The 18,286-nt window shown below is 32.4% G+C and carries 20 protein-coding genes; 13 read left to right on the forward strand and 7 right to left on the reverse strand.

Annotated elements, in window-relative coordinates; all coding sequences use genetic code 11:
* The first annotated feature begins 114 nt into the window (after nucleotides 1-114).
* Complete coding sequence (locus Q1A73_RS13750; RefSeq protein ID WP_299606640.1) at nucleotides 115-402, forward strand: hypothetical protein; 288 nt, start codon at nucleotides 115-117, stop codon at nucleotides 400-402.
* Nucleotides 403-431: 29 nt separating this feature from the next.
* Here Q1A73_RS13750 and meaB read toward each other — a convergent pair whose 3' ends face one another.
* On the reverse strand, nucleotides 432-1,493 hold the full coding sequence (gene meaB / locus Q1A73_RS13755; RefSeq protein WP_299606642.1) for a methylmalonyl Co-A mutase-associated GTPase MeaB: 1,062 nt from the start codon (nucleotides 1,491-1,493) through the stop codon (nucleotides 432-434).
* A 90-nt stretch (nucleotides 1,494-1,583) separates the two neighbouring features.
* A complete protein-coding gene (locus Q1A73_RS13760; protein ID WP_299606644.1) occupies nucleotides 1,584-2,144 on the reverse strand; it encodes a DUF2911 domain-containing protein in 561 nt (186 codons plus the stop codon).
* An 82-nt stretch (nucleotides 2,145-2,226) separates the two neighbouring features.
* Here Q1A73_RS13760 and Q1A73_RS13765 point away from each other — a divergent pair, with 82 nt between their 5' ends.
* Entirely contained in the window at nucleotides 2,227-3,825 is a 1,599-nt protein-coding gene (locus Q1A73_RS13765) for an NAD(P)/FAD-dependent oxidoreductase (protein ID WP_299606647.1), read from the forward strand.
* Nucleotides 3,826-3,828: 3 nt separating this feature from the next.
* Here the strand turns inward: Q1A73_RS13765 and Q1A73_RS13770 are convergent, their stop codons facing one another.
* Nucleotides 3,829-4,053, reverse strand: coding sequence for a hypothetical protein (locus Q1A73_RS13770; RefSeq protein ID WP_299606649.1), 225 nt, complete (start codon nucleotides 4,051-4,053; stop codon nucleotides 3,829-3,831).
* 233 nt (nucleotides 4,054-4,286) lie between these two features.
* Here Q1A73_RS13770 and Q1A73_RS13775 point away from each other — a divergent pair, with 233 nt between their 5' ends.
* From Q1A73_RS13775 to Q1A73_RS13790, 4 genes are all read left to right on the forward strand, one after another.
* Nucleotides 4,287-4,832 (forward strand): sigma-70 family RNA polymerase sigma factor, encoded by a 546-nt coding sequence (locus Q1A73_RS13775; RefSeq protein ID WP_299606651.1) that lies wholly within the window; start codon nucleotides 4,287-4,289, stop codon nucleotides 4,830-4,832.
* Complete coding sequence (locus Q1A73_RS13780) at nucleotides 4,816-5,427, forward strand: hypothetical protein (RefSeq protein WP_299606652.1); 612 nt, start codon at nucleotides 4,816-4,818, stop codon at nucleotides 5,425-5,427. Before Q1A73_RS13775 ends, Q1A73_RS13780 begins: the two co-directional genes overlap by 17 nt.
* Nucleotides 5,399-6,778: a hypothetical protein gene (locus Q1A73_RS13785; RefSeq protein WP_299606656.1), complete on the forward strand. Its 1,380-nt coding sequence runs from the start codon at nucleotides 5,399-5,401 to the stop codon at nucleotides 6,776-6,778. The genes Q1A73_RS13780 and Q1A73_RS13785 overlap by 29 nt, the downstream gene beginning before the upstream one ends.
* A gap of 568 nt (nucleotides 6,779-7,346) precedes the next feature.
* On the forward strand, nucleotides 7,347-7,979 hold the full coding sequence (locus tag Q1A73_RS13790) for a hypothetical protein (protein ID WP_299606658.1): 633 nt from the start codon (nucleotides 7,347-7,349) through the stop codon (nucleotides 7,977-7,979).
* Nucleotides 7,980-8,060: 81 nt separating this feature from the next.
* On the opposite strand, the gene Q1A73_RS13795 is transcribed toward Q1A73_RS13790, so the two are convergent.
* On the reverse strand, nucleotides 8,061-8,420 hold the full coding sequence (locus Q1A73_RS13795; protein ID WP_299606661.1) for a DUF6249 domain-containing protein: 360 nt from the start codon (nucleotides 8,418-8,420) through the stop codon (nucleotides 8,061-8,063).
* A gap of 144 nt (nucleotides 8,421-8,564) precedes the next feature.
* On the opposite strand from Q1A73_RS13795, the gene Q1A73_RS13800 reads away from it, so the two are divergent.
* The 5 genes from Q1A73_RS13800 to Q1A73_RS13820 all read left to right on the forward strand — a co-directional run bounded on the left by Q1A73_RS13800 (nucleotide 8,565) and on the right by Q1A73_RS13820 (nucleotide 12,619).
* The gene (locus Q1A73_RS13800) at nucleotides 8,565-9,152 is read left to right on the forward strand and encodes an RNA polymerase sigma factor (protein WP_299606664.1); all 588 of its coding nucleotides are present in this window, start codon (nucleotides 8,565-8,567) and stop codon (nucleotides 9,150-9,152) included.
* Nucleotides 9,136-9,528, forward strand: a complete 393-nt coding sequence (locus Q1A73_RS13805; RefSeq protein WP_299606667.1) for a hypothetical protein — start codon at nucleotides 9,136-9,138, stop codon at nucleotides 9,526-9,528. The genes Q1A73_RS13800 and Q1A73_RS13805 overlap by 17 nt, the downstream gene beginning before the upstream one ends.
* An 83-nt stretch (nucleotides 9,529-9,611) precedes the next feature.
* The gene (locus tag Q1A73_RS13810; RefSeq protein ID WP_299606669.1) at nucleotides 9,612-10,943 is read left to right on the forward strand and encodes an NAD(P)-binding domain-containing protein; all 1,332 of its coding nucleotides are present in this window, start codon (nucleotides 9,612-9,614) and stop codon (nucleotides 10,941-10,943) included.
* On the forward strand, nucleotides 10,936-11,625 hold the full coding sequence (locus Q1A73_RS13815) for a peptidoglycan DD-metalloendopeptidase family protein (protein ID WP_299606672.1): 690 nt from the start codon (nucleotides 10,936-10,938) through the stop codon (nucleotides 11,623-11,625). The genes Q1A73_RS13810 and Q1A73_RS13815 overlap by 8 nt, the downstream gene beginning before the upstream one ends.
* 358 nt (nucleotides 11,626-11,983) lie before the next feature.
* Nucleotides 11,984-12,619, forward strand: a complete 636-nt coding sequence (locus Q1A73_RS13820) for a hypothetical protein (protein WP_299606675.1) — start codon at nucleotides 11,984-11,986, stop codon at nucleotides 12,617-12,619.
* Between the two features lie 98 nt (nucleotides 12,620-12,717).
* On the opposite strand, the gene Q1A73_RS13825 is transcribed toward Q1A73_RS13820, so the two are convergent.
* Entirely contained in the window at nucleotides 12,718-13,296 is a 579-nt protein-coding gene (locus Q1A73_RS13825) for a DUF4377 domain-containing protein (RefSeq protein ID WP_299606677.1), read from the reverse strand.
* A 128-nt stretch (nucleotides 13,297-13,424) separates the two neighbouring features.
* Between Q1A73_RS13825 and Q1A73_RS13830 the strand changes: the two genes are divergently transcribed.
* Both Q1A73_RS13830 and Q1A73_RS13835 read left to right on the forward strand, forming a co-directional pair.
* Nucleotides 13,425-13,763 (forward strand): PadR family transcriptional regulator, encoded by a 339-nt coding sequence (locus tag Q1A73_RS13830; protein WP_299606680.1) that lies wholly within the window; start codon nucleotides 13,425-13,427, stop codon nucleotides 13,761-13,763.
* A complete protein-coding gene (locus tag Q1A73_RS13835) occupies nucleotides 13,760-14,368 on the forward strand; it encodes a hypothetical protein (RefSeq protein ID WP_299606683.1) in 609 nt (202 codons plus the stop codon). Before Q1A73_RS13830 ends, Q1A73_RS13835 begins: the two co-directional genes overlap by 4 nt.
* A 74-nt stretch (nucleotides 14,369-14,442) precedes the next feature.
* Here Q1A73_RS13835 and secA read toward each other — a convergent pair whose 3' ends face one another.
* Complete coding sequence (gene secA / locus Q1A73_RS13840; protein WP_299606686.1) at nucleotides 14,443-17,799, reverse strand: preprotein translocase subunit SecA; 3,357 nt, start codon at nucleotides 17,797-17,799, stop codon at nucleotides 14,443-14,445.
* Between the two features lie 231 nt (nucleotides 17,800-18,030).
* Nucleotides 18,031-18,252, reverse strand: a complete 222-nt coding sequence (locus Q1A73_RS13845; protein ID WP_006989959.1) for a DUF2795 domain-containing protein — start codon at nucleotides 18,250-18,252, stop codon at nucleotides 18,031-18,033.
* Between the last annotated feature and the right edge of the window lie 34 nt (nucleotides 18,253-18,286).

Here is an 18,286-nt window from a genome sequence, read left to right on the forward strand (position 1 = left end):
TAATATAGTGAGAGAAATTCATGTGAAATACTTAGCTGACAGTTGTTTAAGTTTTTTGATATGAAATAGGATAAGATATTCAGTAGTACCATAACCAACTAATTCTTATAGACTATGAAAAGAGTAATTGTTGACTACAAAAAGCTAAATAAAGATATTGTAAATCTTTTAGTAGAAAAGTTTCCGGATGGCTATTCAGATAAAGATATAATATCTTTCAAAAACCATCATAATGATACCATAGAAGCGGTAGAAGTAAAAACCATTGACACTATTTATTTAGTGAAAATTAGTGAGCGTTTAGCAGGAGTTATGCAAGATTATGAGGAAAATACTTCCGATTCTGAAATTCCAACATCAGTGACAAAAGAACAAGTAGGAGAGGTAGATCTTGATGATTAACTTATCTAGTTCTAAGGATTTTATGAGTATTAGGAGTTTTTATGCTTGTTCAATAAATATTTGGCCGCAGTAAAAGGAGTAATCTGGTGCTTTTGTATAGCATCCAACTGATCAGATAAAGCCTTTTTAATTTCTGGGTGATTATAAAAAGAACTTTTTAGTTGCTCTTCAATAGTTTGCAGTAGCCAAAACTTATTTTGTTCGGTTCGATTTTTTTCGAAATATCCATTACTAGCAGAAATTTCTAAATAGTTTAGAACTAACTCCCAAACTTCTTCTATGCCGTTTTTTGTTAATGCACTACAAGTAAGTACATGAGGAGTCCAGGCATTTTCTCCAATGGGATAGAGGTGTAAAGCTTTTTTAAATTGATTTTTGGCCTCTCTGGCGCGTTTTACATTATCTCCATCAGCCTTGTTAATAACAATAGCATCAGCCATTTCGATAATACCTCGTTTGATGCCTTGCAATTCATCTCCAGCTCCTGCAAGTTTTAATAATAAAAAGAAATCAACCATACTATGCACGGCTGTTTCGCTTTGCCCAACCCCAACCGTCTCAATAATAATCACATCATATCCAGCAGCTTCGCATAAAATAATGGATTCTCGTGTTTTCTGAGCTACACCACCTAATGAATTTCCAGAAGGAGAGGGTCTTATAAACGCTTCTTTGGATCTGACCAAAGATTCCATTCTTGTTTTATCTCCTAAAATACTGCCACCAGAAATAGTACTGCTTGGATCCACAGCTAATACAGCTACTTTCTTACCTTTTTCAATAAGAACATTCCCTAGTGCTTCTATAAATGTGCTTTTTCCAACTCCTGGAACTCCTGTAATACCAATTCTAATTGATTTATTGGAATGTGGAAGACATTTTTCAATCAGTTCTTGCGTTTTTGCACTATGCTTTTGTTGGGTGCTTTCTACTAAGGTAATACCTTTACTAAGAGCAGCAGTGTTTTGTGTAATGATCCCTTCAAAAATATCGGAAATTGAAATCTCTTTTTGTTGTAGTTTTCTAAATCGATCAATGGCACTTTTATTAGTGCTATGGGGTAGTTTCGAAGACTTATCACGATGTTCCATTTGATCTCAATTAAAAAGCGGCAAAGTAACAAATGTATGAATTCATTTCAGTTAATTGTAGTATTTCTAAAGTAATCTAAAGATATGCAATTACTCAGATTTTATAGGTATAGCTATACTAGTTTGATCCCAAGCCAAAAACATAATAGTAAAGTTGTTTGCTTCCTGAAAATAAATAGAAAATTGCTCTACTATATTTAGTAAATGTTGTATTGGCACCTCTATAGTCAATACATCTTCTTCTGGATTTCTTGCTGGTTCTCCATTGATTAGATCCACTCCCCATTTGTATTGATCTTTATTAAAAATAACTTTCCAAGATTCTTTTCCTGGTATTGTCCATAGGGTATAGGTTCCTGCTTCTAATTCAGAACCATCTACAAGTATGTTTTTATCCGTAGTAAAAGTAGTGGCTTCATTCGCGCCCGTTCTCCAAACTTGATCAAATGGTACTAGATCTCCAAAAATTACCCTTCCCTTTTTGAAGGGGCGGTTATAGAATACAGTAAAAGTATTATCCTTACTAATGTGTGTGATGGTATCTTCTGGACTGTGCTTTTTGGTATTGAGTTTAAGAATAAACACAATGATTACAGAGAGACTGATAATTCCAATTAATAAAATGAATGATCTTTTCTGAAATATAGACATACACTTTTTTAATTTTAAAGATACCTCTTTTTATATATGCAAATACATATATTTCTTACTTTTGATTCCTTACTTCATATATATGGTAGAAAAATCCTATAAAAAATTTACTGAAGATATTGAGTTTACCAATGATACTTATGTAATTGTTGGTTCTGGTGTTGGTGGGTTAACAACTGCAGTTTTTTTGGCAAAAGCAGGTAAGAAAGTTGTGGTATTAGAACAGCATTATACACCAGGTGGTTTTACTCATACCTTCAAAAGAAGAAAAGGATTAGTTTGGGATGTAGGTGTTCACTATGTTGGGAATATGGAAGAAAATTCTGGATTGCGTAGGATATTTAATTATTTATCCGACAACAAACTGGAATGGGATGCCATGGGAGATCCGTATGATGTTGCATATATAGGAGATCGTAAGTTTGAATTTGTTGCTGGGAAGGAAAATTTCAGAAAAAGATTTCATGAATATTTTCCAAATGATAAGTCGGCAATTGATAAATATCTGCAATTGTTAGAGAAGTCTACTAAAAAAAATCTTTTATATTTTGCGCAAAAAGCTTTCCCTAGTCTATTAAGTATTAGTCTAGGTCCTTTGTTTAGAAGAATTCAACGTCCGATTTCTAGTAAAACTACCTATGAAGTACTCAGTAGTATAACAGATAATCAAGAATTAATTGCGGCCTTATGTGCACAATGTGGTAACTATGGATTGTCGCCAAAGGAAAGTAGTTTTGCTTCGCATTGTATTGTGATAAATCATTTTATGGAAGGAGGTTATTATCCAAGAGGAGGTGCTAATAGAATTCATGAGACCATTATAGAAAATTTAGAATCTTTAGGGGTTCCTGTGTATATTAAAGCCAATGTAGAAAAGATCATTACAAAAGGAAAAGCAGTAAAAGGACTATTGATTAATGGAAAAGAGTATCCTTGTAAAAAAGTAATAAGTAACGCAGGTGCTCGTAATACTTTTTTACATTTATTAGATCCATCAGCAATTAATAAAAAGCACATCCATTTTAAAAACGTACAAGCTTCTACCTGTCATTTATGTTTATATGTAGGATTGAACAAAAGTGATCTTGATCTGAAGCTTCCTAAATATAACATATGGTGGTATGAAAATAAGGATACTGATCAGATTCTAAATGATAAAAATAATCTTTCTAACGATAAATTATCCTTTGCTTATATCTCATTCCCTTCCGCAAAAGATAGTGCCTGGTCAAAAGAGCATCCAGATCAAGCAACTATTCAGTTGATTGGACGCGCATGGTATCCGGATTTTAAGAGCTATGAAGATAAGCCCTGGCTAAATCGTGGTGATGCATATGATCAGATTAAAGAAGATTTTAAAGATAAAGGATTACGATTGTTATTTGAGTTATTTCCACAATTAGAACAACATATTATTCATGCAGAGGTTTCGACTCCAGTTTCGACCCGAAAGTTTAGTAACTATAAAGAAGGAGAGATTTATGGAGTTACACATGCTCCAGAACGGTATAAGACAAAAGTTTTAAGACCTCGAACTCATATTAATGGATTGTATCTAACTGGGCAAGATATCACATTGGTAGGTGTAGGTGGTGCAATGGGAAGTGGAATTCTAACGTCTACTACTATTATAAAGTGGAATATGAGTAAACAATTTAAAGAGATAGCGGCGAAGTACTAGATACTATATTCCTTTCATTACCTTCATAAAATTCATAGCGTTTACTGCATATGCATTTCTTTGACTAACCAAAAGATCTAGAACTGACTTCGGTAGCGGTTTTGATTCTAAAAAATTATCAATCTGCTTAATTATTGCATTGGTATGATCAACATTACTCTTCATAAGATTCATCACACTTTCTAATTCATTTGAGTTTGTGTAGTTGTAATTAATAGAGTTATACATTTTTTTGATGATTTGTGATTAAAATGATGTTGTTGTTAGAGTAGTCTTTGATTTCTTTAAAAACTTACTAGAATTTTATTTTTTTATTAATGTTTTGAAAATCAGTCCTTTTGATTTTTTTCGTTTTTTTATCTTTAATTTTGCAACATATTAATCAGTGATCTCGTCTTTAGAAGAGAATAGTAATTAGAACAGTTTTAAAGAAGTAATCACTAACCAAAATTCAAGTAAGTTTGTTACAGAGCGAGCTAATAGAACAGTGTAGAGCTAACAACCGTAAAGCGCAGATGAAGCTTTATAATAAATACTGTGATGGTATGTATTATGTTGCTTTACGATTTCTTAAAGATCCTTTCGAGGCAGAAGAAGCTATGCAGGAGTCTTTTATAAAGGCCTTTATGAAATTACATCAGTTTACAGGTGATGTAACCTTTGGTGCGTGGCTAAAAAGAATAGTGATTAACAAAAGTATTGATATGCTGAAGGCGAAAAAAATGAATATGGTTGCTATCAATGAACAAGTGATGTCTACAGTAGAAGAACAGGATGATTGGTCTGTTTCTGATGGAACTACTGTAGAGGAAGTGAAAAACGCAATTGAAAGATTGCCAGAAAAATATAAGTATGCCGTAATGCTATTTTTAATAGAGGGATACGATCATAAAGAGATAAGTGAGATATTAGATATTACCCCAGTTGCTTCTAGAACTTTAGTGCATAGAGGAAAGAAGCAACTTCAGGATCAACTAAAACATTTAAGAGATGGGACAGGATATTAGAGAATTGCTTAAGCAAGATAATCGGATTCCTTCTGAACGTTTAACAGAAGGTCATCAGGATCGTTTTTTAGCTAGATTAGAAGAAGAACTTCCTAAAAAAGCAAGAAAGTTTAACTATGGTTGGTTAAGAATTGCTGCAAGCGTAGTTGTGATCTTATCAGTCTCGATGCTAGCGTTCAATGAGTTTGGAAAAAACGGAGGTAATAATACTCAGATTGTAAATGCTGATAATTCGGAAGTAAAAAATGCCACCGTGGTTTTGAGCAAGCAGACATCGTCATTAGCCGAGATGTTCCCTGAGTATGAAAAAACAGAGAATTATTTACTAACAGGAATAAAATTTCAATTATCTCAAATTAATGTAGATGATACTAATAGAGACTTAGTAGAAAGTTTTATGAAAAGATTAGAAAAATTAAATACGGAGTATCTGGATCTTAATAAGGAATTGATAGAAGTAGGTCCTAACGTACAAAGTGCCGAGGCAATGATAGAAAATTTGACACTTAGATTATCTCTCTTAAATAGACTAAAAGACAAACTAAAAGAATTAGAAAAAATTGAGAATGAAAATTACATTGATATACAAGCTTAATATTGTTGCACTTAGCGTAACATGTTTTTCTGGTGTGTTTGCTCAGGAAAGACTACAAAAGCTTAGTGAAAAGTTTGTAGTAAATGAGGATGTTACTATCCAATTAAATACTAGCCATACAGAAATTGTTTTCGAAGGCTGGAATAAAAACTCTGTTGAAGTCGAGGCATACATTGAAGGAGATGATATTAATGATACCAATAAAGAACGTTTTCTTCAAAACTGGAAGATAGAAGCTTTAGGTAATAGTAGAGAGATTAAGATTAATTCATTGACAGGGAACTTCTGGTCAGGAAATATATCTTCCAATAATAACACTGCAGACCAACCAGAGTTTAGTAGGTTGGAACCAGTAATTTCAGATATGTTAAAACCTATTCTGAAAAACATAGAAAACAATCCAATGCCTAGCGCTCTTTCTGAAAACTTAGCAAGTATGAATTTCGATACGAACAAGTTTAAAGAAAATGAAGAGAAATATATTCAGCAATGGGGAGATCAAATAAAAGAAAAGTTTGGAGATAATTATGAGAGTGTTGTCAAAGATTGGACAAATGAACTAAACAAAAACGCACAACAGATTCAACCGAATTCCAACTTGAATTCTCAAGATTGGGCAGGAGAAGAGTTTGCCAGAAGAATGCAAGCATGGGCTTCTCAATTCTCTGGAGATTTAGAAATTACACAACGTAATGGCTCAAATGTAACCGTGTATAGATATAGTTCTAGAATGAATAATTCTTCGGGGACAGTACATAGAATAGTAAAGGTTAAAATGCCTAAAGCAGCATTATTGAAACTGAATATCAGACATGGAAATGTGCAATTGGCTGAAAAGACAACGAACATGATAGCTTCATTATCTCATACCAGTTTACAAGGAGATATAATAGATGGAGATCGAACCTTTATTAGAACATCTTATTCTCCTATAGCTATCAAACAATGGAATAATGGAAGATTAGCGGTAAACTATGTGAAGAATTGTAGAATTCAAAAAGCCAAAAATCTTAGAGTTAATGCAGATTCGAGTAATTTATTTATTCAGGAGTTAGAAGATAACGCTGCCATATCTGGTAGTTTTGGAGCAATTACAATTGCGAACCTTTCAGAATCTTTTTCAACTTTGGATCTAGCAGTTGAGAACAGTGACTTTAAATTAAAATTACCTGAAGCTGCCTTTAATATTGCATATAGCGGAGTGCAAAGTAGAATTTCATTGCCCAAAACAATGGAAGTAAATGCGCGAAGAAATTTTGGGAATGTATTTGTAAATGGGTTTAATAAGACGAGAGATACCGATAAAGTAATCACTATTAATTCTAAATATAGCGATATCATACTACAATAATTTTATTATAATGTGTTAATTGTTTAAAAGCTCTGCTAATATAAATTGGCAGGGCTTTTTTAATTAGGCATAAATTATCAACCATAAAAACTACAGGAATCTGTTGTTTGATAATTTTTAAAGGGAAGAAATCTGTTAATAAACGATAATAAACAAGCGTTGATCGTTAAAAAATAGTATAATCTGTTCGATTATTCTAAATAATTGGTTATCAAAATACAGCAATTCAGTATGTGTAAATTTACTTAATGTAATGTTAAATTAATTTACACTAAGATTGAATTATTAATAATTTTTTAAGAAATCTATAACAATAAAGATATGTGTAATCGTCTTTTTAACTATATAATATGTATTTAATCTATGATTCTTACAGATTGAAAATATTTAAATAATTGATTTTCAATTATTTAAATATTAAAACTTACATAAAAATGCAGTTTTGTGTCATTGATCGAAAATCGAAATCATTTGATCTAAAAGTTGCTCAAATTTTTCGATTAACGGTAATTAAACGATATTATTGTATGGTAATCACGTAAAAAGTTTACCGTTAAATTTCCAGACAATGAGGGCTTTTGTAATTATTTTATCATTCTTTTTCTTTAGTAATGTAAACGCGTCTAACGAAGATAGTTTACAAATTACTAAGGATGGATTTATTGTAGTTGTAGTAGATTTTAAAGAAGGAGATAAAATAAAGTTGTTTGAAGTTGAAACTGGAGATCATATTTTGTCTAAAACAAGAGGTCAGGTTGATTTAAGTTTATTGCCTTTAGGAAAGTACTTATTAGAAAATAATGAAGGAAAATCTGTTGTGATTGAAAGAACAGACGAAGAAATTGTTATAGAAGAACTTGGTACTGAATATATGGTTGAAAGAGATAGTGAACGAATGGCTGCGACCGAAATTACAGTAGAGGAGGAATTAGAAGATATCTATTATCGCTCTGAAGTAAATCCTTTAGCAGTTTCACGAGAAGGTGATGTGTTTACTGTTTTGGATTTTGTAGAAGGAGATACCATCAAATTATTTGAGATGGTTGATAAAATTCATGTATTAACAAAAACAACTAAAAAGGTTGATTTAACTCAATTATCAGTTGGAAAATATATTTTAGAAAACGATAGAGGTCAGTCTATCATCATTGAGAAATATGATATGGAGATGGATTATACCGATATCGTAGCTTATAATTAAGATTTACTTTATTTATATAGAATAAGTAGAATTTGGGGAAGACCTATCAGAAATGATAGGTCTTTATAATTTATGATTATTTTAATTTTCTTTTTTATCTAGGTTTTTTGTCATCGTAAAACCAGTGAACAATCCTACACCTGCCATAAAGAATATCGTACCAGGATATGCAACTTCTCCATGAACTCCCAAAGCGTAATGTAAAATACCAGCAATAAAGATTCCTGATCCTATACCCATTAATAATAATGAAAAATTAAGAATAAAGACTTTCCAAACAGGAGTTACTCTTTTTTCTTTACTGCTATAGAAAATAGAAGCATCGGCTCCTTTTTCGATTAATGACATGCGTTCTTTGTTTCTAGCAGCTATAAATAAATAGAAAATACCAAAAATACATCCAAATATAGATAGTGGTATTAGTGCTTCAATAAAACTCATAATTTTTAGATTTAATAAATTTAACTTAACTGTTCGTTTTTCACTATGACGGTACTTCCTAAACTATGGTTACAAAAAAATAAGAAAAAAATATTTTGTATATTTTTTGTAACCGAAAAAGATTCTTATTCGTCTTATGAATAAATGAACCATCAATCAGATCAATATTATATCAAACAAGTATTAGAAGGAGATGCAAATTCCTATGGAATACTGGTGCAACGTTATCAAAGTTTGGTATATACAGTGGTGTATAGAATGGTTAAGAATAAAGAAGAGGCAGAAGAAATAGCGCAAGATACTTTCGTGAAAGCTTACAAATCATTAGTTAATTATCGTGGAGAATCAAAGTTTTCTACTTGGCTTTATACTATAGCATATCGAAAAAGCCTTGATGCGATTAAGGTAAAAAAACGGTTTGTATCTACAGAGTTAATCGAAGAGATTAGCGAAGGAGAAATAGGAATGGTGAATGACGCATTAAATTATTTGCAAATCAAAGAAAAGAAGAAAATAATAGCCGATAGCATTCTTAAACTGCCAGAAGAGGAGGCTGCGATTGTAACGTTATACTATTTTGAAGAAAAAAGTGTAAAAGAAATAAAAGAAATTGTAGGCTTAACCGAAGAAAATATTAAAATAAAACTGTATCGAAGTAGAAAAAAGTTATATTCGATACTTAGATATTATGTTTCACCAGAAATGAATACTAGAAATGGAAGAGCAATATAATGACATAGGAAGATTAGTAAAGGAAGCTGGAAACGAATCTCCATCCATGGATTTTTTGCAAAATGTAATGCAAGAAGTAAAAACTATTCCAGTACATGAACCTTTGGTGTATCAACCGCTAATTTCCAAAAAAGCTTGGATGTACATCGGCATAATAGTATTCAGTATGTTGGCAATTATTCTGTATTTTTCTGAAGGAAATTCTCTTTTGGATAATATAAGTGGGTCTTTAATAAGTTTACCTAAAATAGAAAATCCATTTTCAGGCTTCAAATTCCATAACACTACAATGTACGGAATCATTTTCCTAGCTATTTTATTGGCTATACAAATCACCGTAATCAAAAGAAGAATGGATAAATCGTATTCTGTTTAGGATTTTTTAGTGTTGCAAACCAAAAATATTTTTTAAAAATCAATACATTCTTTATTTTACCTACGCTTTAGTTAGCTTAAAGTATGAAAAGAAGAATATGTATTATTGGCGCAGGTCCTAGCGGAATAACAGCGCTAAAAAATTTAAAGGACAAAGATCTTGAGGTTGTAGTATATGATCGCAATCTGGATGTGGGTGGTAATTGGATCTTTTCTGAGAATATAAGTCATTCTAGTGTTTTCGAGACTACTCATATCATTAGCTCTAAGACCTTATCACAATACGAAGATTTTACTTTTGATGATTTTGATGCCACAGTAGCGGATTATCCCTCACATGATGAATTAAGAAGATATTTTCAGGCGTATGCCAAACATTTTAATTTGTATCCTTTTATAGAATTTGAAACTGAAGTAAAGCATTGTAAAAGAATAAATGAAACGCAATGGAATATTTCGATTGTTCAAAACGGAAAAGAGCGATTAGAAAAGTTTACAGATTTAGTAGTTTGTAACGGGCATCATTCTGTTCCTAGAATTCCAGATTATCCAGGAAAGTTTTCTGGTGATTTTATCCATTCTCATGCTTATAAAAAGGCTACTCCTTTTACAAACAAAAGAGTTCTTGTTATTGGCGGTGGTAATTCGGCCTGCGATGTAGCAGTAGAAACAAGTAGAGTAAGTAAAACTACTGCTATTAGCTGGCGAAGAGGTTATCGTATTATTCCTAAGTTCTTTTTTGGGTTGCCTTCAGACGTTGTGGGAGCAAGGTCAGCTTGGCTTCCAGTTAGGATCAGAAGTTGGTTTAATGATATCTTGCTCAAAATAATGCTTGGTAGTAATAAATTGTATGGGCTACAAGAAGTTAAAACTAAATTCGGAGAAACACATCCAACAATTAATGATGAGCTTTTATATAAATTAAGACATGGAAAAGTGCATCCAAAAGTAGATATTGATAGGATAGATGGGCAAACAGTATCTTTTAAAGATGGAACTAAAGAAGATTTTGATACTATTATTTCTTGTACAGGATATATATTAAAGCATCCGTTTTTTGATTCTTCATTTATTGATTATAGTTCAGGAGCTGTTCCCTTATATCTAAAGATGTTTCATGAAACGTATCATAATTTGTTTTTTGTAGGAATGTTTCAACCTTTAGGGTGTATCTGGCCTGGATCAGAATTACAAAGTAAATTACTAGCTAACTATTTAACAGGAACATGGAAAATGCCTTCGAATATCAGTAAGCTATGTAAAAAAGAAATTACACATCCACATTACAGACAAATTGATACTCCCAGGCATACCATAACAGTCGATTATCACAAGTTTAGGAAAGCATTGCTAAAACAATTACCTAAAAATTGGATTCATAAAACACCAAAAACACAAAAAACTAATCATGATTGAAACTTCATTTTCTAAATTTATAAACACACTTTCACAAAATTTCATTCCAGTAGTTAATACGAAGTTTTCCAAAAAAGACTATGCTGCGATAGATTTATCATTAGACAATCCATCTCTAAAGGTAATAGACGTTTCTTCTTCTAATGCATTCGATATATATATAAATGAATATTTAAAGACACGCAATGCATTAGTTGCTTTTGGTGGGTATAATGAAAAAAGAGGGATTTATAACAGGAGCGAACATTTTAATCAACAAGATCCTGAAACCGAAAGAAATATTCATTTGGGATTAGATGTTTGGTGTGATGCTGGTACAGATGTGTTAGCTCCTTTAGAAGGAAAGGTTCACAGTTTTAAGAATAATCAAAACTTTGGTGACTATGGTCCAACGATTATTTTAGAGCATACGATTCAATCTATTACCTTTTATACGTTGTATGGTCACTTAAGTGAAAAATCGATAGAAGAGCTCACTATCGGTCAAAGTTTTAAACAAGGAGAAGTGATTGCACAATTGGGATCTGCAGAAGTTAATGGTGACTATGCCCCTCATTTACATTTTCAAATTATAAAAGATATTCAGGATAAGAAGGGTGATTATCCAGGCGTATCTAATAAAATAGATCTAGACTTCTATCTAGAGAATTGTCCTGACCCTAATTTGTTATTAAAGATCTAAGACTTCTAGATAAAGATAATTCACAGTTTTGATTTCGATTTGGCCAATAAACTACCTGAAAAGTATGTGAATGCTTTGTTAATTATTTTTTCATTTTTTTAAATCTATGATGATTTGTAGGAAGAAATTTGTGTTTTTAAACGATTAAACAATGTCGTTAAACAGCTTTATTTTGTTTTTTTATTTTTAAAATATTGAAAATCAGTTATTTGTATTTTTTTTAACAATATTTTTGTATTTGAACGAAAATTCGAGCTATTTGATCTAAAAGTCTGATTTCTAGTTGGTGGCACAGATATTTTGAACTATACTTGTATGGTAAAGCCGTAATAACTTAACTTTAAAGCCCCCAAATAAAATGAAAGTTACAGCCCTAATATTCAGTCTATTTTTATCACTAACGATTTTTGCAAACGAAGATAATAAGCTTACTGTTCAGCAGGATGGTATGACGATCGAAGTTCTTAATTTCGAAGACGGAGACAAGCTTAAATTATTTGAATTAGAGTCTGGTGATCATATTTTATCTAAATCATACTCTTTTATTGATTTAAGTCAATTACCAATAGGATCTTATGTGTTAGAGAATAACGAAGGAAAGTCTGTAATCATTGACCGTCAGGAAGAAGAACTTATTATAGATGGAGCAGTTGTTTCTATAGAAGAAGATTTTGTAGTGGAGGCTGATAGTGAATTAGTGGCTGAAGAGGATGTAAATGTAGAAGAGGAATTTATCAATACATATGTAAATAAGAATGACAACTTATTAGCTATTGAAAGAAATGGTGATGTTATTGAAGTGATAGATTTTGAAGATGGGGATAAATTAAAGTTATTCGAAGTAAAAGATACGGTACACGTATTGTCAAAAACTACTAACGTAATCGATTTAAGTCAATTACCTGTAGGATTATATGTTTTAGAAAATAGTAAAGGAGCTTCTGTAATCGTTGAAAAGTTTATAGAAAGTCAAAATACACTTACAGATTTGTAAAAATCTGTAAAAGTGGGGGGAAACAGGATCTAGGATCCATTAATTAAAGCGGATTGATTTTCAGTCCGCTTTGATTTTTTATAAAGGTTTTTAGCTTGTTATTCGTTTATTATTTCTTTTAAGATGTAGGAGTCTTCTTCTCCATGTGTAAACACCCCAGTTATTTGTTCTTGATTGTTAATATGGTTTAATAACTCTGAACATAAATCCCCGCAGTTTATTGAAATATTGGAGTTGGTTAAATAAAAGTTGTTTTCCTGATCTACTTCTACCCAATTGAAAAAAGTATCTATATTAGAATTAAGAGTCATTTGAATTTTAAATTCTGTTTCCATAGAAGCAGGTGTTTTAGACAAAACCTTAAGTAAGTCCATTCGTATACTAGAACCATCCTGAGGAGGATCTGATATATGTGTTTTACTGACCATTAATTCGTGTGTGAAGCCTAATTCATACTCAAAGCCTCTAATTCCTTGATAGCTGTTTTGAAATTCTTCTTCTCCTATCTGATCTCCTTCTTGAATTAAGTTAATCACCCCAAGATCTCCAAAAAAGCTAACAAAACCAGTATCCATATAATGATGTACCTTAATCTTGGTGATTTCAGTATACTCATCGTCATTATTGCAAGAAATTGTAATTACTGATAGTACAAGTAAGGAAAATAGTTTTTTCATGATTGATTGTTTGTTATAAGATTCAAAATTGCCCAGATGGTTGCGGAATGATCTACTATAAATATTTCCAAAACATAAAAAAAATACATAGAATTATGATGTATTGTTTTTTTATGTATATTTGAACTATGTATTCAAAAGAACTTTTAAAAGGAACATTGTCGGTAATCATTCTTAATCTTTTATCAGAAAAAGGAAGAATGTACGGGTATGAGATTTTTCAACAGGTAAAGGAAAGGTCTGATGGTAAAATATTGTTGAAAGATGGGTCTTTGTATCCAGCACTTCAAAAAATGCGAAAAGATGGTCTATTGTCTTGTGAGGAAGAATATGTGGGTAAAAGAGTACGAAAGTATTACTTGTTAACCACTAAAGGAGAAGAAGAAAAAGTGAACTATCTCGAGGAGTTAAAGGACTTTATGGAGACCCTGAATAAGGTAATTTTTCCAAAACTAGATGTCATATGAGATTAGATGAAGAGCAGGAAAAAAGAATCGAAGAATTTGTAGACAAGCAAGACTTTAGGTTGGTATCTCTCAGAGATGATATTCTTGATCATCTATGCTGTGTAGTAGAGAGTGATCTTAGAGCAGGAAAAACATTCGATCAGTCATTAAAGGATGCAGTGTTTGATCTGGCACCGAATGGATTGATTGATTTAGAAAAGAAAACATTTTTTTTATTAAACTCAAAACGAATTATTATGATGAAAAAACTGATGTATTTAATTGGATTTATTGGATCACTGATGTTAACAACAGGGATCGTATTTAAACTACTATGGTACCCAGGTGCTAACATGTTATTGATGACAGGTTTTTTAGTATTGTTATTAATTTTTGTTCCTATGGTAACTATAGATAAGTATAAAGTAACAATCGCAAAAAATCTATCAGAACGATTAAAAATCATTCTTGGTTGCGTTTCAGCCGTTGTCGTTGGTTTGGCGGGTCTATTTAAAGTAATGCATTGGATGGGAGCAGAGGTGTTATTACTGGCAGGAGGACTTATTTTTGCAGTGGGATACCTTCCGTTTTTATTTTTTACGATGTATAAAAAATCTTTGGCTTAGAAATTAGCTTCAAAAAAAAACTCCTTTAGATATCATTTCTAAGGGAGTTTTTTTCTTTATTGTTTAATACTTACTTATTCATTCACAAGTACCCATTCTCCTTTTTCGATTAATGGGATTGCTTGTTTGTATTTTACGGTCTTATTTTCTCCACTCATCACGTGTTTGATAGTAACTTTATCATTACGTCCTATTTTTGGTTGGTCGCGAGTGATAGTTTCTGTTACTTGTGGACGTTGTTGAGTTTGTCCTGCTGCTCTATTTTGCGCAGCACGTTCATCCATATTAGGAATTTCTTCTTTAGAAGTTTCTAATTTTTCCTTTTTACGTACCTGTCGAGCTTCAGAAATATCTTGTGTATTACCAGTTGGTAATTCTCCTTTGAATAAGAATGAAATCACATCTTTATTTACATCTTCAATCATCGCCTTAAACAACTCAAAAGCTTCGAACTTGTAGATTAACAAAGGATCTTTTTGTTCGTGTACTGCCAACTGAACACTTTGTTTTAATTCATCCATCTTACGAAGATGTGTTTTCCAAGCATCATCGATAATGGCTAAAGTAATATTCTTTTCAAAGTCTGTTATTAGTTGTTTTCCTTCACTTTCATATGCTTTTTCTAGATTGGTAGCAACGTTTAGACTTTTAACGCCATCTGTAAAAGGAACTAAAATACGTTCATAATTGCTTGATGGGTCTTCATATACTTGTTTGATCACTGGATAAGCTGCTTCCGCATTACGCTTCATCTTATCCTGATAGTGTTCATAAGCTGCTTTGTAAACTTCTCCAGCAATCTTCTGGGTATCCATTTTTTCAAATTCGTTAGCACTTATAGGGCTACTCATAGAAAAATAACGTATCAGTTCAAATTCAAAGTTCTTATAATCTTGAGCATTCTTGTTAGATTCTGTAATCACCTCTGCAGTATCATAAATCATATTGGCAAGATCTACTCTTAAGCGCTCTCCAAATAAGGCGTGGTAACGTCGTTTGTATACTACTTCACGCTGAGCGTTCATTACATCATCATATTCTAATAATCTCTTACGTACACCAAAGTTATTTTCCTCTACTTTTTTCTGTGCTCTCTCAATAGATTTAGAAATCATAGAATGTTGGATTACTTCACCTTCTTTTAATCCCATTCTATCCATCATCTTTGCGATACGTTCAGAACCGAATAAACGCATTAGATTGTCCTCTAGAGACACATAAAACTGAGAGCTTCCTGGATCTCCCTGACGACCAGCACGACCACGTAACTGTCTGTCTACTCGTCTAGAGTCATGGCGTTCCGTACCAATAATTGCTAAACCTCCAGCAGCTTTTACATCGTCAGTTAATTTAATATCCGTTCCACGACCAGCCATATTTGTAGCGATAGTAACTACTCCAGGATTTCCTGCTTCTGCAACAATGTCAGCTTCTTTTTTGTGAAGTTTCGCATTTAATACATTGTGGGGTACTTTACGAATTGTAAGCATTCTACCTAGTAATTCAGAAATTTCTACAGAAGTAGTACCAATTAACACTGGCCTTCCTGCTTTTGCTAACTCAGTAACTTCATCAATCACTGCGTTATATTTCTCACGTTTTGTTTTATATACTAAGTCTTCTTTGTCTTTTCTTGCAATTGGTCGGTTTGTTGGAATTTCTACTACATCAAGTTTGTAGATTTCCCAAAGTTCTCCTGCTTCTGTAACAGCCGTTCCCGTCATACCAGATAGCTTACCATACATTCTAAAGTAGTTCTGTAAAGTAACTGTAGCAAAAGTTTGTGTAGCATCTTCAATTTTTACATTTTCTTTGGCTTCTATTGCCTGATGTAATCCATCGCTATATCGACGACCATCCATGATACGACCAGTCTGCTCATCTACGATTTTTACTTTGTTATCCATAACCACATATTCTACATCTTTTTCGAATAATGAATATGCTTTTAATAATTGCCGTAAAGTATGAATACGCTCGCTTTTTACGCTGTAGTCTCTAAACAGATCTTCTTTCTTTTCAGCTTCCTCTTCTTTAGAGAGACCAAGGTTTTCTATTTTAGCGATTTCCATTCCGATCTGCGGAAGTACGAAGAAATCTGGATCATCCTTACCAGAAAGATATTCAACACCTTTATCGGTAAGATCTATTTGGTTGTTTTTTTCCTCAATCACGTAGTATAAATCCGCATCAATTTTGTGCATCTCGCGATTGTTGTCTTGCATATAGAAATTCTCAGTTTTTTGAAGTAGCATTTTTACTCCTTCTTCACTTAAGAATTTGATTAAAGCTTTGTTTTTAGGAATCCCTCTATAAACTTGTAAAAGTTTAAAACCACCATCTTTTGTGTTACCTTCCTTGATTAACTTTTTAGCTTCGGCTAGAACAGACGTTAAATATTTTTGTTGTACAGAAACAATATCTGCGATTTTTGGTTTTAGTTCGTTAAATTCGTGAATATCTCCTTTTGGAATAGGTCCAGAAATAATTAAAGGAGTACGAGCATCATCGATTAATACAGAATCTACCTCATCAATAATAGCATAATTATGTGGTCTTTGTACTAAATCTTCTGGTGCGTGAGACATGTTATCTCTTAGGTAATCAAAACCAAACTCATTATTTGTTCCGTAAGTAATATCAGCATTGTAAGCAGCTCTTCGTTCTGCAGAATTTGGTCTGTGATTATCAATACAGTCTACAGTTAATCCATGAAATTGAAAAATCGGTGCCATCCATTCACTATCACGTCGTGCTAGGTAATCATTTACCGTTACTAAGTGTACACCATTACCAGACAATGCATTTAAGTATACTGGTAAGGTAGCTACTAACGTTTTACCTTCTCCAGTTTGCATTTCTGCGACTTTTCCTTCATGTAAAGCGATACCACCAATTAACTGCACATCATAGTGAATCATATCCCATTTCACTTCTTTACCGGCAGCATCCCAACTAGTAGACCAGATAGCTTGATCTCCGTCTAAGGTGACATGATCTCTAGTTCCTGATAGTTCTCTGTCGTATGCAGTTGCTTCAACGGTTATCGTTTCATTTTCTGCGAATCTTTTAGCAGTTTCTTTAACCACAGCAAATGCCTCTGGCAAAATGGTATTCAATGCTTTTTCAGTAGCTTCGTAAGCATCTTTCTTTAGTTTATCAATCTCTCCATAAATATCTTCTTTTCTATCGATATCTTCTGTAGCATCCGCTTCTTCTTTTAGAGAGTCTATTTTAGTATTGATATCCGCACGTGCATCGTTAATAAACTTTTTGAACTCTACAGTTTTTTCGCGTAGTTCATTGTCGGAAAGAGAAGCTATGCCTGCTGCTGCTTTTTTTATTAATTCAACTTTTGGTTGAATTTCTTTTATATCTTTTTTGGATTTATCTCCAACGAATACTTTTAATACAGAATCTAAAACTCCCATGATTGATTTATGGTTATGTGTTTATTTTGAGATATACAATAAGATTCAATTTGTTACATAATCTAATAGTATTTTAGATACTATTTCGGTTTGTTGAATTTGTGGTAATCTCTGTGCCTTACAGGCAATATTATACAATGCTTCACTGGGCTTTGGTAAGCCTAGAGAAGGGCGTAATTTACGCAAAAAAAAAGCCTCTTGCGAGACTTTTAGTACTATTTAAATATTTTTTTAATATTCATCCTCATTCCAAAGATAATCTTCGTCGGTAGGATAATCTGGCCATATCTCTTCTATAGAATCATACGAATCTCCTTCATCTTCAATTGATTGTAGGTTTTCCACAACCTCCAGCGGTGCTCCCGTACGAATTGCATAGTCAATTAACTCATCTTTGGTTGCTGGCCAAGGTGCATCACTTAAATAAGATGCTAATTCTAAAGTCCAATACATATGCTGCTGGTATTAATTTTTTTGCAAAAATAAT

The organism is uncultured Aquimarina sp. (genome assembly GCF_947492115.1).
Taxonomy (GTDB): domain Bacteria; phylum Bacteroidota; class Bacteroidia; order Flavobacteriales; family Flavobacteriaceae; genus Aquimarina.

Excerpts from the sequence above, each read along its gene's own strand:
- Q1A73_RS13815 (WP_299606672.1), top strand. The coding sequence starts at position 10,936 with ATGATTGAAACTTCATTTTCTAAATTTATAAACACACTTTCACAAAAT.
- meaB (WP_299606642.1), bottom strand. The coding sequence starts at position 1,493 with ATGGAACATCGTGATAAGTCTTCGAAACTACCCCATAGCACTAATAAA.
- Q1A73_RS13810 (WP_299606669.1), top strand. The coding sequence starts at position 9,612 with ATGAAAAGAAGAATATGTATTATTGGCGCAGGTCCTAGCGGAATAACA.
- Q1A73_RS13805 (WP_299606667.1), top strand. The coding sequence starts at position 9,136 with ATGGAAGAGCAATATAATGACATAGGAAGATTAGTAAAGGAAGCTGGA.
- Q1A73_RS13750 (WP_299606640.1), top strand. The coding sequence starts at position 115 with ATGAAAAGAGTAATTGTTGACTACAAAAAGCTAAATAAAGATATTGTA.
- Q1A73_RS13780 (WP_299606652.1), top strand. The coding sequence starts at position 4,816 with ATGGGACAGGATATTAGAGAATTGCTTAAGCAAGATAATCGGATTCCT.
- Q1A73_RS13765 (WP_299606647.1), top strand. The coding sequence starts at position 2,227 with ATGGTAGAAAAATCCTATAAAAAATTTACTGAAGATATTGAGTTTACC.
- Q1A73_RS13820 (WP_299606675.1), top strand. The coding sequence starts at position 11,984 with ATGAAAGTTACAGCCCTAATATTCAGTCTATTTTTATCACTAACGATT.
- Q1A73_RS13770 (WP_299606649.1), bottom strand. The coding sequence starts at position 4,053 with ATGTATAACTCTATTAATTACAACTACACAAACTCAAATGAATTAGAA.
- Q1A73_RS13835 (WP_299606683.1), top strand. The coding sequence starts at position 13,760 with ATGAGATTAGATGAAGAGCAGGAAAAAAGAATCGAAGAATTTGTAGAC.
- Q1A73_RS13800 (WP_299606664.1), top strand. The coding sequence starts at position 8,565 with ATGAACCATCAATCAGATCAATATTATATCAAACAAGTATTAGAAGGA.
- secA (WP_299606686.1), bottom strand. The coding sequence starts at position 17,799 with ATGGGAGTTTTAGATTCTGTATTAAAAGTATTCGTTGGAGATAAATCC.
- Q1A73_RS13785 (WP_299606656.1), top strand. The coding sequence starts at position 5,399 with ATGAAAATTACATTGATATACAAGCTTAATATTGTTGCACTTAGCGTA.
- Q1A73_RS13830 (WP_299606680.1), top strand. The coding sequence starts at position 13,425 with ATGTATTCAAAAGAACTTTTAAAAGGAACATTGTCGGTAATCATTCTT.
- Q1A73_RS13845 (WP_006989959.1), bottom strand. The coding sequence starts at position 18,252 with ATGTATTGGACTTTAGAATTAGCATCTTATTTAAGTGATGCACCTTGG.
- Q1A73_RS13760 (WP_299606644.1), bottom strand. The coding sequence starts at position 2,144 with ATGTCTATATTTCAGAAAAGATCATTCATTTTATTAATTGGAATTATC.
- Q1A73_RS13790 (WP_299606658.1), top strand. The coding sequence starts at position 7,347 with ATGAGGGCTTTTGTAATTATTTTATCATTCTTTTTCTTTAGTAATGTA.
- Q1A73_RS13825 (WP_299606677.1), bottom strand. The coding sequence starts at position 13,296 with ATGAAAAAACTATTTTCCTTACTTGTACTATCAGTAATTACAATTTCT.
- Q1A73_RS13795 (WP_299606661.1), bottom strand. The coding sequence starts at position 8,420 with ATGAGTTTTATTGAAGCACTAATACCACTATCTATATTTGGATGTATT.